Annotated in this window: 14 protein-coding genes; 9 read left to right on the top strand and 5 right to left on the bottom strand. The window is 59.1% G+C overall.

Annotation, left to right across the window (positions count from 1 at the left end):
- Positions 1–47 precede the first annotated feature (47 nt).
- The 7 genes from rpsO to Q1A52_RS05325 all read left to right on the top strand — a co-directional run bounded on the left by rpsO (position 48) and on the right by Q1A52_RS05325 (position 6,270).
- Positions 48–317, top strand: a complete 270-nt coding sequence (gene rpsO / locus Q1A52_RS05355; protein ID WP_300011811.1) for a 30S ribosomal protein S15 — start codon at positions 48–50, stop codon at positions 315–317.
- A gap of 157 nt (positions 318–474) precedes the next feature.
- A complete protein-coding gene (locus Q1A52_RS05350; protein WP_300011808.1) occupies positions 475–1,065 on the top strand; it encodes a LysE family transporter in 591 nt (196 codons plus the stop codon).
- Between the two features lie 77 nt (positions 1,066–1,142).
- Positions 1,143–1,577 carry an ion channel gene (locus Q1A52_RS05345; RefSeq protein ID WP_300011805.1) on the top strand — a complete coding sequence of 145 codons (435 nt, stop codon included), beginning with the start codon at positions 1,143–1,145 and terminating at the stop codon, positions 1,575–1,577.
- A 30-nt stretch (positions 1,578–1,607) separates the two neighbouring features.
- Positions 1,608–2,123 (top strand): hypothetical protein, encoded by a 516-nt coding sequence (locus tag Q1A52_RS05340; RefSeq protein WP_300011802.1) that lies wholly within the window; start codon positions 1,608–1,610, stop codon positions 2,121–2,123.
- Between the two features lie 167 nt (positions 2,124–2,290).
- Positions 2,291–4,429 carry a polyribonucleotide nucleotidyltransferase gene (gene pnp, locus Q1A52_RS05335; RefSeq protein WP_300011799.1) on the top strand — a complete coding sequence of 713 codons (2,139 nt, stop codon included), beginning with the start codon at positions 2,291–2,293 and terminating at the stop codon, positions 4,427–4,429.
- Positions 4,430–4,576: 147 nt separating this feature from the next.
- On the top strand, positions 4,577–5,713 hold the full coding sequence (locus tag Q1A52_RS05330) for an SGNH/GDSL hydrolase family protein (RefSeq protein WP_300011796.1): 1,137 nt from the start codon (positions 4,577–4,579) through the stop codon (positions 5,711–5,713).
- 71 nt (positions 5,714–5,784) lie between these two features.
- Positions 5,785–6,270 carry an Lrp/AsnC family transcriptional regulator gene (locus Q1A52_RS05325; protein WP_300011793.1) on the top strand — a complete coding sequence of 162 codons (486 nt, stop codon included), beginning with the start codon at positions 5,785–5,787 and terminating at the stop codon, positions 6,268–6,270.
- Between the two features lie 32 nt (positions 6,271–6,302).
- On the opposite strand, the gene Q1A52_RS05320 is transcribed toward Q1A52_RS05325, so the two are convergent.
- Positions 6,303–6,956 (bottom strand): peroxiredoxin, encoded by a 654-nt coding sequence (locus Q1A52_RS05320; RefSeq protein WP_300011790.1) that lies wholly within the window; start codon positions 6,954–6,956, stop codon positions 6,303–6,305.
- 161 nt (positions 6,957–7,117) lie between these two features.
- On the opposite strand from Q1A52_RS05320, the gene Q1A52_RS05315 reads away from it, so the two are divergent.
- Positions 7,118–8,545, top strand: coding sequence for an aldehyde dehydrogenase family protein (locus tag Q1A52_RS05315; protein WP_300011787.1), 1,428 nt, complete (start codon positions 7,118–7,120; stop codon positions 8,543–8,545).
- A gap of 111 nt (positions 8,546–8,656) precedes the next feature.
- Here the strand turns inward: Q1A52_RS05315 and Q1A52_RS05310 are convergent, their stop codons facing one another.
- Positions 8,657–9,247, bottom strand: coding sequence for a L,D-transpeptidase (locus tag Q1A52_RS05310; RefSeq protein ID WP_299779743.1), 591 nt, complete (start codon positions 9,245–9,247; stop codon positions 8,657–8,659).
- 705 nt (positions 9,248–9,952) lie between these two features.
- Between Q1A52_RS05310 and Q1A52_RS05305 the strand changes: the two genes are divergently transcribed.
- Complete coding sequence (locus Q1A52_RS05305; protein WP_299826112.1) at positions 9,953–10,306, top strand: hypothetical protein; 354 nt, start codon at positions 9,953–9,955, stop codon at positions 10,304–10,306.
- 171 nt (positions 10,307–10,477) lie between these two features.
- Here the strand turns inward: Q1A52_RS05305 and Q1A52_RS05300 are convergent, their stop codons facing one another.
- Genes Q1A52_RS05300 through pncA form a run of 3 tightly spaced genes read right to left on the bottom strand, consistent with a single transcriptional unit; the run spans position 10,478 to position 13,297 of the window.
- Positions 10,478–11,392: an aminotransferase class IV gene (locus Q1A52_RS05300; protein ID WP_300011784.1), complete on the bottom strand. Its 915-nt coding sequence runs from the start codon at positions 11,390–11,392 to the stop codon at positions 10,478–10,480.
- An 11-nt stretch (positions 11,393–11,403) separates the two neighbouring features.
- Positions 11,404–12,696, bottom strand: a complete 1,293-nt coding sequence (gene pncB / locus Q1A52_RS05295) for a nicotinate phosphoribosyltransferase (protein WP_300011781.1) — start codon at positions 12,694–12,696, stop codon at positions 11,404–11,406.
- Positions 12,689–13,297, bottom strand: coding sequence for a bifunctional nicotinamidase/pyrazinamidase (gene pncA / locus Q1A52_RS05290; RefSeq protein ID WP_300012197.1), 609 nt, complete (start codon positions 13,295–13,297; stop codon positions 12,689–12,691). The genes pncB and pncA overlap by 8 nt, the downstream gene beginning before the upstream one ends.
- Between the last annotated feature and the right edge of the window lie 27 nt (positions 13,298–13,324).

The following is a 13,324-nucleotide window of genomic DNA, read 5'->3' as shown; positions in this document are numbered from 1 at the left end:
TCCCGGCCTGCGCCTTGACCCAAACACTTATTGTATAGGAGCCCCCGATGTCGATCACTGCTGAAGACAAAGCCCGCGTCATGAAGGAATACGGAACCAAGGAAAGCGACACCGGGTCGCCCGAAGTTCAGGTTGCCATCCTCAGCTCGCGCATCGCGACCCTGACCGAGCACTTCAAGACCCACAAGAAAGACAACCATGGCCGTCGTGGTCTGCTGAAGATGGTGGCCACGCGCCGCAAGCTTCTGGATTACGTGAAAGGCAAGGATGAGGCCCGCTACCAGGACCTGATCAAACGCCTGGGCCTCCGGAGATAATTACGGAGACAAATCGCTCAGCGATTTTCTCCGAGTGCGGACAAGCGGGTTTGCGTAGCAAACCTGCGGTCCGGCACCCGGTCGAGTTTTCAAAAAACCGCGCCCGACCCGGCGCGGTTTTTCTTTACCCGCGCCACGGGCTGCATAGAGTGCCACCATGCTCACTTTCGCCGCCGCCGTCTTCTTCCTGATCATCACCCCCGGCCCCGGCGTGCTTTCCACTGCAGGTGTGGGTGCCGCCTTTGGTGCCGCCGCTGGCAGCCGCTATGTCGTGGGTCTCTTCATCGGCACCAATCTGGTCTCACTGGCCGTGGTCTCAGGCGTCACCGCTGCCATCCTCGCCGATGATCGCCTGCGCCTCGTTCTCTTCACCGCCTCTGTCGCCTATCTGGCCTATCTCGCCCTGCGCATCGCACTGGCGGGCAGCAAGGTCGCCTTCATCGAACGCGCGAAACGCCCCGGCATCGGCGGCGGCATCCTGCTGCAGGCCATCAACCCCAAAGCCTATGCGGTCAACACCGCGCTCTTCAGCGGCTTTGGTTTCTGGCAGCAGAGCTTTGCCGTTGAAATCGCCCTGAAATTCCTGATCATCAACGCCATCTGGATACCCATTCACTTTGCCTGGCTCTGGCTGGGCATTGCCCTGCAACGGATGAACCTGCCGCGGCGGACGCAGCGCGCCATCAACATCGCCATGGCCGCCTCGATGATGGCCGTGGTCCTGCTCGCAGCCCTCTCTCAAACCTGATCGCAGAGCATTGGACAAGCATCGCGCCGCCACGTAAACCATTCCAAACTCTTGTCAAAACCAACCCGGGGCGCGTCATGCCTGTCCTTCTCGAGATCACCTTTGGCGGCACAGTGCTTCTGGTCTGTGCCCTGTTGCACATCCTCATCATCGCGCGGCTGATAAAACATCTGCGCAAACATGATCATTTCAGTGAGGAGCAGACCACGCGGCATCAGATTTTCATCGTCTGCGCGTTGTTTCTGGTGCTGCTGTTCTCGCACACGGTTCAGATCTACATCAGCGCGTTTTCAATCTGGGTTGTGGGCGCGCTGCCCGGCTATGAGGCACCGATTTACTATTCGCTCGTGACCTACACGACTGTGGGCTACGGCGACCTGGTGCTTGACCCCGGCTACCGCATTGCCGGGGCGATGATCTCTGCCACGGGTATCCTGACCTTCGGCATCACGACCGCTTTCGTCGTGGGCCTCTTCACACGCATCCTGGGCGAGGGCGAAAACGACCCGTGATCCATCGCGCGTCTGCGCTAGGTCTTGCCTATGCCCGACTTGCCACGCCTTGCCCTTTCTGTTCGACAGCCCTCCGCCTGGGCGATCATTCACGGCGGCAAGATCATCGAAAACCGTTCGCTCGGATCGATCCGCGCAGGGCGCATGGTACCCGGCCCCATCTGTATCCATGCTGCGACCGGCATGAAGGAAGACGAATACCGCTACCTGCACTGGCGCTTTGCTCAACACGGCGCGACCTGTCCACGCCCGGACGATCTTGTGCGCGGCGCGATCATCGGCACCGTGGATGTGGTAGAAATCATCACCGAGAGCGACAGCCCATGGTTTGGCGGCGAAGCGGGGCTGCTGCTGGAGAACCCATGCCCCATTGACCCAATCCCCGCCAGCGGCGCGCTGGGATATTTCGAATGGTCCCCAGACGGCGAGATTACCCCACCCAAACCGTGGATGATCCGCTTTGGCCATGCGGAGGGCGCCACCGGTGACCTTTTCCCCGATGCGCCACCCGCCTACAAAACCCCACCCAAAAAGCCATGGGGCTAGGCTCGAACGCTGCGTAAACCCTCCCTTTCCAATGGCCGCGATCTCGTGTACGTACGCGCAATCTGAAAGCCGGCGCCCGGACCTCAGCGCCGCCAAAAGAAGATACCGGGGTCAGGGGGAATACGCCCCCTATGCAAATGGCCAATGGGCCAACTTGAGGAACCTAGATGTTCAACGAAACGAAAAAATCGATGCAGTGGGGCGAAGAGACGCTCACACTGGAAACCGGAAAAGTGGCCCGTCAAGCGGACGGGTCGGTGATTGCAACGCTGGGCGAGACCAGCGTGATGGCAAACGTCACCTTTGCCAAGAAACAGAAGCCGGGTCAGGATTTCTTTCCGCTGACCGTGCATTATCAGGAAAAATACTACGCCGCCGGCAAAGTGCCTGGCGGTTTTTTCAAGCGCGAAGCGCGCCCAACTGAAAAAGAAACACTGACCGCACGCCTGATCGACCGTCCGATCCGCCCGCTGTTCGTCCCCGGCTTCAAGAACGAAGTGCTGGTGATGTGCACCGTGCTTTCCCACGATCTGGTCAATGACCCCGACATGGTTGCCATGATCGCCGCCTCCGCGGCGCTGACCATTTCCGGCGCGCCCTTCATGGGCCCGATTGCTGGTGCCCGCGTTGGTTTTGAAGATGGCGAATACATCCTGAACCCGACCGTGGACGACATGCAGGACCTGCGTCTGAACCCCGAGCAGCGTCTGGACCTTGTGGTTGCCGGGACCAAAGACGCCGTGATGATGGTCGAATCCGAAGCCTATGAGCTGACCGAAGAGGAAATGCTCGGTGCGGTGAAATTCGCGCACGAGCAGATCCAGCCGGTGCTCGATCTGATCATTTCGCTGGCCGAAGACGCCGCGAAAGAGCCCTTCGACTATCAGCCAGCGGATTATTCCGAGCTGTCTGCGGCAATCGCGGCGGCTGGTGAGGCTGACATGCGCGCGGCTTTCGCGATCTCCGACAAGCAGGAACGCACCACCGCCGTGGCCGCCGCCCGCGAGAAGATCATGGAAGCGCTGACCGAAGAGCAGGCAGAGGACCCGAACCTCGGCTCCGCGATGAAAGGGCTTGAGGCCTCCATCCTGCGCGGCGACGTGGTAAAAACAGGCAAGCGGATCGACGGACGCAAAACCGACGAAATCCGTGACATCGTCTGCGAGACCGGCCTTCTGCCCCGCACGCACGGGTCGGCGCTGTTTACACGCGGTGAGACACAAGGCCTCGTCGTGACCACGCTGGGCACTGGCGACGATGAGCAGTTCATCGACGCGCTGCATGGCAACTTCAAATCCAACTTCCTGCTGCACTACAACTTCCCGCCCTATTCGGTCGGTGAAGCCGGTCGTGTGGGCCCTCCCGGACGCCGCGAAATCGGCCACGGCAAACTGGCTTGGCGCGCACTGCAGGCGGTTCTGCCTGCCGCAACCGATTTCCCCTACACCGTGCGCGTGGTTTCAGAGATCACCGAATCCAACGGCTCGTCCTCCATGGCATCCGTTTGCGGTGGCTCGCTGTCCATGATGGACGCCGGGGTACCGCTGAAGAACGCCGTCGCAGGTGTCGCCATGGGGCTGATCCTCGAAGACGACGGCTCCTACGCGATCCTGTCCGATATTCTGGGTGATGAAGACCACCTCGGCGACATGGACTTCAAGGTGGCGGGAACTGAGAACGGCATCACCTCGCTGCAGATGGACATCAAGGTCGCTGGCATCACACCCGAGATCATGGAGAAAGCCCTGGCGCAGGCGAAAGATGGCCGGATGCACATTCTGGGTGAGATGAACAAGGCGCTGACCGGTGCTGCGGACTTCTCGATCCACGCACCGCGCATCGAGACCATGCAGATCCCCACCGACAAAATCCGCGAAGTGATCGGTTCCGGCGGCAAGGTCATCCGCGAGATCGTGGAAGTCTCCGGCGCCAAAGTCGACATCAACGATGAAGGCACCATCAAGATCGCCTCGCCCAACGGCGATTCGATCAAGAAAGCCTACGACATGATCCACTCCATCGTGGCCGAGCCCGAAGAAGGCATGGTCTACACCGGTACCGTCGTGAAGATCGTCGATTTCGGCGCCTTCGTGAACTTCTTTGGCAAGCGCGACGGTCTGGTACACGTGTCCCAGATCGAGAACCGCCGCCTGAACCATCCGTCGGATGTGTTGAAGGAAGGTCAGGAAGTGAAAGTCAAACTGCTTGGCTTCGATGACCGCGGCAAGGTTCGTCTGTCAATGAAAGTCGTCGATCAGGAGACCGGCGAAGAGATCAAAAAAGAAGAAGCGCCTGCAGACGAATAATCTGCTTAGCATTTGAAAGTCAGGGCCCCGGTGGAAACGCCGGGGCCTTTTTCGTTACGTAGCGTCTTTTCCGCTTGCCGCTGGGTCAGGCTAGGTACACAAAAAAAGGGTGTTAACCTTCCGGCCATCACGGCTTGGGAGGGCCTCATGAAAAACCAGATTCTGTCATTAGGGCTGGCCATTGGCTTGGCCACGGGTGCCCACTCGGGTACGCTCGACTTCACCAGCTACTACGCCTTTGGCGACAGCCTGTCCGACGACGGCAAGCTCGTCCAGCTGGCGCCGCCCAGCGTTGGCGGGCGCTTCTCCAACGGTCCCGTTTGGACTGAAATCATCGCCGACAGGTTCCGCGCTGCCCGGAAAGAAACTCAGAACTACGCACTTGGCGGCGCAACCGCCGGCAACACAAACACCACCGACTACAGCGGCGGCGGCGCCGTACCTCCTGCGCAGGTAGCAGCGCTCACCGCACTCTCGACCTTCCAAAACCAGGCTGCCACCTTCGCTGCCACCGTTGGAAACGCCGGGTCCAACCCGCTGGTGTCCGTGCTCTTCGGGGCCAACGATTTTTTTCAGCAATTGGGCACGCCGGAGTTCAACCCCGTCCGAACCGCAGCTGAGGTGATCGACGGCATCCGCGCCGTGGCGACGACGGGTGCTCACTTCGATGACTTCCTTGTCTCCAACCTGCCGGATATCAGCCGCACACCGGCCTTCAATGCAGAGCTGGTCGTGGCGCAGGCAACCCTTGCCGCCCTTAAGCTCGACCCGACGGCCGACCCCGCGGACATCGCCGTGGCCGAGGGTACCGTGGCGACACTCAGCGATCGCGCAGCGGCCATTCAAGGTGCATCGCTGCTCTTCAATGCGGAACTCGAGAACGGGCTTCAGAAACTGGAAACGGATGATGGGTTGACCATCACACGGGTCGACCAGTTTTCGTACTTCAATGACCTGATCGATCGTGCAGACACTTTGGGTATTGTCGATACGATTTTTCCCTGCACAACGAGCCTGCGCGTCCTGCAGGTCGCGGGAAACTGTTCGTTTGTCGGCTTAGATGCTGATGGACAGCCTCTCTTTGACCCTACACGCGCCGATCAGCTGCTTTTTGCGGATGGTGTGCATCCAAACCGGATCGCGCAGTCTGAGTTTGCCAAGTTCGCGCTTTCCCGCATCGAAAGCCAGATACCGGCCCCTGTGCCGCTGCCTGCAGGTTTGCCCTTGATGCTTGCAGGACTTGGTGCCCTCGGTGTGATCGCAAGGCGCCGCCGCGCAGCGTGAGTTCCGCCCAGGCAAGAGAAAGCCCCGATGTTTCCATCGGGGCTTTTTTTGTACGAGCCAACAGGTTACGAATGATCATCTCGGATCTGGGCACGAACATGAAAATTTCTGGCACCGATGAGCATTTACTGAAAGAAATCCAGCGCGACGCAGCGCTCTCCTTGGCGCAGCTGTCGGAGCGGTGCGGCATGGCGCAAAGCACGGTCTGGCGGAGGATGCAGGAGTTCGAAGCCAACGGGCTGATTACGGCGCGGGTGGCTTTGCTGGATCCGGCCAAGCTCGGGTGCAAACTCTGTGTGCTGGCCTCCATCACCCTGCGGGATCATGCAGAGGAAACGGTATCCGGCTTTGCCCGCCTGATCGAAGGTCACCCGGAAATCGTCGAATGCTATGCGACGTCAGGCACTGCCGACTATCAGCTGAAAATACGCGTCGCCGATGTCGAAGCTTACGAAGCCTTCATGACCCACACATTGCTGCGCAACACCATCGTGCGCGAAGTGCATTCCAGCTTCGTCCTGAAAGAGCTGAAATCCACCACTGAGCTGCCGATTTGAGGCGACACCCGGAAGCGCCGCCTCAAGGCTGACTATTCTGGCGCCTTTGTCGTGCGCAGATACGGGAGAATTTTGTTGAACTCGCCGAATTTCGCTTTGGCGTCCTCATCGGAAACCGTCGCCGGGATGATTACATCATCGCCCACGTTCCAATTGGCGGGTGTCGCGACCCCTTTGCCAATGGACATCTGCAAGCCGTCCAGCGCGCGCAGCACTTCGGCAAAGTTACGGCCCACCGTCATCGGGTAGGTCATGCTCAGCTTGAGTTGCTTGTCCGGCCCGATGATGAATACCGAGCGCACCGTGGCGCTGTCGGCCGGGGTGCGGCCATCCGGCAAATAGGCTTCCGCAGGCAGCATGTCGAAGGCTTTCGACACCTCCAGGCCATCGTCTGCGATAATCGGGAAGCCAGCCTTGGCACCGCCGAAGGTCTCGATGTCATTCTTCCACTTCTTGTGATCCTCGACGCCGTCCACCGACACGCCGATCACCTTGGTGCCCCGCTTTTCCCATTCATCCGCCAATTGCGCCACGGCGCCAAATTCGGTGGTGCACACGGGTGTGAAGTCCTTGGGGTGCGAGAACAGGATGGCCCAGCTGTCGCCGATCCAGTCGTGCAGTTGTATCGTGCCGTGGTCTGTTTCGACCGTTAAATTCGGCACAGTGTCGTTGATGCGCAAGCCCATAGTGTCCTCCGGTGCAATGCTGTGAGTGACTCGTGCCGTTAACCTAATACCTTCGCCCGCGTCTTTCATCCCCTCTCTTGCAGAGGGTCGCCCCCGGTGACAGAGTGCCGCAAAATCATCTGCGTCGCAGTGATCAGCAGCATAGAAACAGGAGAGAACCCATGTTGGAAAAACGTGATTTCTATATCAACGGCCAGTGGGTCGCCCCCGCTAAGGCGCATGATTTCGCCGTCATCGACCCGTCGACTGAGGAGCAATGCGCAGTAATATCACTGGGCGATCAGGCGGACACGGATGCGGCGGTTGCCGCGGCGCGCACGGCCTTCGACAGTTGGTCGCAGACCAGCAAGGAAGAGCGTACCGCGCTGATGCGGAAGCTGCTGGAGGTCTACAACGCGCGGTCCGAAGAAATGGCGCAGGCCATGTCGATGGAAATGGGCGCGCCGATTGATCTCAGCCGCGCACAGCAGGTGGGGGCGGGCAGCTGGCACCTTGAGGGTTTCCTGAAGGCTTTCGAGGATTTCAGCTTTGACCGGGATTTCACTGAAACGGAAAAGACCCTGCTCGAACCCATCGGCGTTTGCGCGCTGATCACGCCGTGGAACTGGCCGATGAACCAGATCATTCTAAAGGCTGTGCCCGCGATGGCAACCGGGTGCACGATGGTGCTGAAGCCGTCGGAAATCGCACCGCTCTCCGGTCTGTTGTTCGCCGAGTTTGTGCACGAGGCGGGCTTCCCGGCGGGCGTTTTCAACATGGTCAACGGGGATGGCGCTGGCGTCGGCAGCCAACTCTCCGCGCATCCCGGCGTCGATATGGTCAGCTTCACCGGCTCCACCCGCGCGGGCATCGCCATTTCGAAGGCCGCTGCCGATACGCTCAAACGTGTGAGCTTGGAGTTGGGGGGCAAGGGCGCCAATATCATTTTTGAGGACGCCCATCCCAAGGCCGCCAAGCAGGGCGCCATCCGCTGTTTCCGCAACACCGGCCAGTCCTGCAACGCGCCCACGCGCATGCTGGTACACAAGTCGCGCTATGATGAAGCTGTTGAAATGGCAGCGGAAACCGCCAAGGCCACTCATGTGGGTCCCGCGTCAGAAGAAGGCCGCCACATCGGTCCGCTTGTCTCCAAAGCGCAATACGAAAAGGTGCAGGCGCTGGTCGAGACCGGTATGGGTGAAGCACGCCTTGTCGCCGGAGGTCTGGGACGTCCTGACGGTCTGAACCGCGGCTACTACGCGAAACCCACGGTTTTTGCCGATGTCACCAACGAGATGACCATCGCGCGGGAGGAAATCTTTGGACCGGTTCTCTCGATCATTCCCTTCGAGAGCGAGGAGGAGGCAATCGCCATCGCCAATGACACACCCTATGGCCTCACCAACTACGTGCAAACGGAAGATGACGAGAAACGGCGACGCGTAGCACGGCGCCTACGGTCGGGCATGGTGGAAACCAACGGTCAGGGCTTTGCGCAGGGCTCGCCCTTTGGCGGGTACAAGCAGTCCGGCAATGGTCGCGAGGGCGGCATTTACGGGCTGGAGGAGTTCCTCGAGGTGAAAGCAGTGTCCGGCTGGGCGGCCGAATAGCTGTCATTCAGCATGTAGGCAAGCCTGATCCAAGGCCTGCTATACTATCCCGCTACCGCCCTGGGCAGCGGGATAGTAGTGCCGAAATAACTCACACAGTCGCGAAATTCGTCAGCTAAGATCGGCAGGATAGAGAACGACACGGCTGTTCATTGGCACGCGATCATAGAGATCGATCATCTGATCATTCACGAGCCGCGCGCAGCCGTTGGAAACGCGTTGACCAATTGTCTTGGGGTCATTCGTGCCATGAACGCGCAGGAAGGTGTCACCCACGCCCGGTTGGAACAGGTACAAACCACGTGACCCCAGCGGGTTGTTGATCCCGCCCGCCATACCGTCGGCAAAGCGCGCATAGCTTTCAGGGTCACGCTCGATCATGTCAGGTGTGGGCGTCCAACTGGGCCATTCCTTCTTGGCCCCGATATAGAATTCGCCCGCCTCATAGAGTCCGGGGCGTCCGATACCAATCGAATAGCGGATCGCCTTTTGGTCCGGTAGCGTCCAGTAGAGCGCAAATTGCGCCGGATCTACATGGATTTCAAAGGGCGCAAAGTCGTTCTTGATCCGCACCTCTCGCGGCAAGAATTCCTCCGGCATGTTGTAATCTGGCAGGCTGGCCGGAACGGACGCAAGCGCGCCACCGGCGCCGATGGTCACAACACTGGCGCCTGATGCCAAGATAAAATCACGACGTTTCATAACAATTTCCTCACTATACGTTCACCTACGCGTCAAAGCTGGCTGGTTTGAGTATATCGCAAAGCCTTACAAAAAGGTTCCCTCGAACAAGGTGCTGACAAAAGCGTTGCCGGATCAAGATAGACGCCCCGGGCATATGGTCAGGGAACAGGAACCTAAGGCCACAATTCTACCACAATCTACGGTCGAACTTGCATCAGCAGTCGATGGATGTTGCGTACAAGGCAGTAAACTGATTCGTATGTTCCCGGCTTTTTTCCACCGTCGCGTGAAGTTTTCAGTCGCGTCCGCATGAATTCGGTAACTATTTATAAAGCATATACTTTATTCAACTTCTACCGCTAGTTACCCCCTGGTTAACCATCGTTTGTGACCCTAATCTCGCCCGGAACGTGGGAGTGTTTCCCGGACAACGACGATTCAGACCGTGTGTTGAATTCAAGCAGAAATGTGGCATAACTTGGGCAAGACAGGTGCACCGCGTTTATCTCGGGCATCTTTCGCAATCGACATCTGGGTGGGGCAAGCTTGGGAGTTGGTTGAATGCCAAAATGGCTCGAACAGGCCCGTCTGGCCGTTCCTGCGACAGAATCGTCGGCAGTGCTGCACGACAGATTCGGCGATTCCTCCCGTCTTCCAGGTAGTTGTTAAAGAGAGGATAGCTTTATGACATTGGAACTCGCACGGTCAGGACGCGTCGCAGCGTTGACCCATCTGAATTCAGACCGCATTCTGGTAAAACCAGCACGCCACAAAGCAGACGTTGTGTTGCCGGAGGAAGGCACGGTGGCCGCCTATTTGATAGACGCACTGGGCCAGGGATCTTCGGTCGACCAAATCGTCGCGGAAACCGGCTGGACGAAATCCATGGTGATTGTCAATCTGTACAAGGTTGCCAAGAAATCAGGCGTCGGCATTCGTCGGCGCAATGAAGTAATGCATCTTCTGGTACCTAAGGGTGCGGAAAACGTTTATCCGCGCAAACAAGCCGCCCGGTCCACCAATGACAGCAGAAATCACGTTGGCAAACCGCTCACCGCTCCGTTCAGGATGCACTGAGGAGTCAAAGACGTGGTGGGAAGGGGCTGGCACAAAGACGCAGGCGCGCAAGTCAATACGCACATCGACAGTGTCAGCACGGGTGACGAAAAACTCTCGAATTGTAGCGCATAAATCGCACAATGGGCGACGATCTGAGACGGCTAGGACGAACCATACGTAGAGGTCTGTCTATCCAGTCATCTGAGTGATCAGCCCTTTGTAGAGTTTCTGAATTTGCGCGGTCACAGGGCGCGCGCCGTCTCCTATTTGCCTGCCGTCAATACTGGCAACGGGCGTTTGCGCCCCGAACGTGCCGGTCAAAAATGCCTCATCCGCACCGTAGGCTTCATAAAGCGAGAAGTTCTTTTCGAAGACAGGAATGTCGTTGGCGCGGCAGAGGTCGATCACCTTTTGCCGGGTGACGCCGTTCATGCAGTAGTCCCCTGTCGACGTCCAAACCGCGCCCTTGCGGACAATGAAGAAATTGCAGGCGTTGGTCGTGTTTACGAACCCATGCGGGTCCAGCATCAACGCCTCGTCCGCGCCCGCCTCTTCGGCCTGCAGGCAGGCGATGACGCAGTTCAGCTTGGAATGGCTGTTGAGCTTCGGGTCCTGCGAGGTGGGCAGACCACGCACCTGCGGCACGGAGGCAAGGCGGATACCCTTGGATTGCAGGCTGTCAACGGGCTTGGAGTGCTCCATGATGATCACCAGCGTCGGACCGCTACGGCTGAGCGAGGGGTGCTGAAAGGGTTTCACCTTCACGCCGCGTGTCAACATCAGACGGCAATGCACATCCGTAACCATCCCGTTTGCCTCAGCCGTGCGCGTCAGCGCCTCCAGAATACCGGCACGGTCCGTGCCGACATCGAGCGACACCGCTTTGCAGGAGGCAAAAAACCGGTCCATGTGCTCGTCAAAAAACGCCCATGTCCCGTTGTAGAGCCGCATGCCTTCCCACATCCCGTCCCCGAGGAGAAAGCCGCTGTCATAGACGGAAACCTTTGCCTCATCACGGTGCACAAGATCGCCGTTTATGAAAATCTTGATGTCCCGATTGCGGGCATCTTCGGCAGCGTCATGGGTGGTGTGTGTATCAATCATTGCCTGCCCCGTCAGACGATAACGTCCTGCGCGACCTGATCGCCGACGCCAAACACACGTTTGTAGCGGTCGAGCTCAGATGCCGGTCCCATGGCCTTGTTCGGGTTGTCGGAGAGCTTGACCGTAGGCGTCCCATTGGCTGCGATAGCCTTGCAGACAAGCGAAAAGGGTGCCAGCCGGTCGTCCGGGACAAGGTGGCGAAAATCATTGGTCAGCAGCGTTCCCCACCCGAAGGACACATTTGTACGGCCCGAAAACTGGCCATGCAGCGAGCGGATTTTATCTACATCCAGCCCATCGCTGAAAATGATCCGTTTGGCTGTCGGATCTTCCCCCCGCGCGCGCCACCAATCGATGGCGATCTCGGCCGCCTTGGCCGGGTCGCCACTGTCGATCCGGATACCGGTCCACCCGGCCAGCCAGTCAGGTGCCTTGTCCAGAAAACCCTTGGTGCCGAAGGTATCGGGCAGGATGATACGAAGATTGCCCTCGTGTTCCTCGTGCCAGTCGGAGAGCACGTCATAGGGAGACTGGGCAAGCTCTGCGTCCGTTTCGGCCAGAGCCGCGTAGACCATGGGCAACTCGTGCGCGTTGGTGCCAATCGCCTCCAGTTCGCGATTCATGGCGATCTTGCAATTGGATGTGCCCGTGAACGCGGACCCCAGCCCCTCCTGCATCGCCTGCACACACCAGTCCTGCCAAAGGTAGCTGTGCCGCCGCCGAGTACCGAAATCAGCAATCGACAGGTCCGTGATGTCGCGCAGCGCCTCGATTTTTTCCCAGACACGGGTCATGGCGCGGGCATAGAGCACTTGCAGCTCGAACTTGCCCATGCGGTTCAGCACCGCGCGCCCGCGCAGTTCCATCAGAACGGCGAGGGCCGGGATTTCCCACAGCATCACCTCGGGCCAGCTGCCTTCAAAGGTCAGCTCGTATTGGTCACCCTTGCGTTCGAGGTGATAGGGCGGCAGGCGCAGCTGCTCGAACCACTCCATGAAATCGGGGCGGAACATCTGGCGCTTGCCATAGAAGGTGTTGCCGCGCAGCCAAGTGCTCTCTCCGCGCGACAGCGAGAGCGAGCGAATGTGGTCGAGCTGTTCGCGCAGCTCGCCCTCATCGATCAGGTCGGCCAGCGGCACATGTTTGGAGCGGTTGATCAGGCTGAAGGTAACGCGGGTGCCCGGTTTGTTGCGAAACACCGACTGGCACATCAGCAACTTGTAGAAATCGGTGTCGATCAGCGACCGTACGATGGGGTCGATCTTCCACTTGTGGTTCCAGACCCGCCTTGCGATATCAACCATGGCCTGCCTCCAACACCACACCAGCGGCGCGCATGCCATCCAGCGCTGCGGCCAGCGACCCATCGAGATCGATTGCCCGGCAAAGGTCGGTGCGCACCGTGACGCCGAACCCCAGTTTCGCGGCATCCACAGCCGAGAAGTTCACGCAGAAGTCCAACGCCAGGCCCACCATCAGCAGGTTATCGATGCCGCGCGTGCGCAGGTAGCCTTCAAGGCCGGTGGGTGTGACGTGATCGTTCTCAAAAAAGGCGGAGTAACTGTCGATGGCCGGGTTGTAGCCCTTGCGTATGATCAGATCAGCCCGGTCCGCATGCAGTTCGCGGTGGAACTGGGCACCGAGGCTGCCCTGAATGCAGTGATCCGGCCAGAGCACCTGCGGGCCGTAAGGCATGTCGATCAAATCGTAGGGCGATTTTCCCACGTGTGACGAGGCAAAGGAGGAATGCCCTGCCGGATGCCAGTCTTGTGTGAGGATTACCGCTTCGGCGTCGGTCATCAATGCGTTGACCGGACCAACAATCGCGTCGCCCTCCGGCACCGCCAGCGCGCCCTCGGGACAGAAGTCCTTTTGCACATCAATTACGATCAGAGCATGGGCCATGCGCACCTCTCTACTTTTCATGGTGTG

It is taken from the genome of uncultured Roseobacter sp. (genome assembly GCF_947488185.1).
Lineage (GTDB): Bacteria > Pseudomonadota > Alphaproteobacteria > Rhodobacterales > Rhodobacteraceae > Roseobacter.
This window is presented reverse-complemented; position numbering and strand designations above follow the sequence as displayed.

Excerpts from the sequence above, each read along its gene's own strand:
- rpsO (WP_300011811.1), top strand. The coding sequence starts at position 48 with ATGTCGATCACTGCTGAAGACAAAGCCCGCGTCATGAAGGAATACGGA.
- Q1A52_RS05350 (WP_300011808.1), top strand. The coding sequence starts at position 475 with ATGCTCACTTTCGCCGCCGCCGTCTTCTTCCTGATCATCACCCCCGGC.
- Q1A52_RS05345 (WP_300011805.1), top strand. The coding sequence starts at position 1,143 with ATGCCTGTCCTTCTCGAGATCACCTTTGGCGGCACAGTGCTTCTGGTC.
- Q1A52_RS05340 (WP_300011802.1), top strand. The coding sequence starts at position 1,608 with ATGCCCGACTTGCCACGCCTTGCCCTTTCTGTTCGACAGCCCTCCGCC.
- pnp (WP_300011799.1), top strand. The coding sequence starts at position 2,291 with ATGTTCAACGAAACGAAAAAATCGATGCAGTGGGGCGAAGAGACGCTC.
- Q1A52_RS05330 (WP_300011796.1), top strand. The coding sequence starts at position 4,577 with ATGAAAAACCAGATTCTGTCATTAGGGCTGGCCATTGGCTTGGCCACG.
- Q1A52_RS05325 (WP_300011793.1), top strand. The coding sequence starts at position 5,785 with ATGATCATCTCGGATCTGGGCACGAACATGAAAATTTCTGGCACCGAT.
- Q1A52_RS05320 (WP_300011790.1), bottom strand. The coding sequence starts at position 6,956 with ATGGGCTTGCGCATCAACGACACTGTGCCGAATTTAACGGTCGAAACA.
- Q1A52_RS05315 (WP_300011787.1), top strand. The coding sequence starts at position 7,118 with ATGTTGGAAAAACGTGATTTCTATATCAACGGCCAGTGGGTCGCCCCC.
- Q1A52_RS05310 (WP_299779743.1), bottom strand. The coding sequence starts at position 9,247 with ATGAAACGTCGTGATTTTATCTTGGCATCAGGCGCCAGTGTTGTGACC.
- Q1A52_RS05300 (WP_300011784.1), bottom strand. The coding sequence starts at position 11,392 with ATGATTGATACACACACCACCCATGACGCTGCCGAAGATGCCCGCAAT.
- pncB (WP_300011781.1), bottom strand. The coding sequence starts at position 12,696 with ATGGTTGATATCGCAAGGCGGGTCTGGAACCACAAGTGGAAGATCGAC.
- pncA (WP_300012197.1), bottom strand. The coding sequence starts at position 13,297 with ATGGCCCATGCTCTGATCGTAATTGATGTGCAAAAGGACTTCTGTCCC.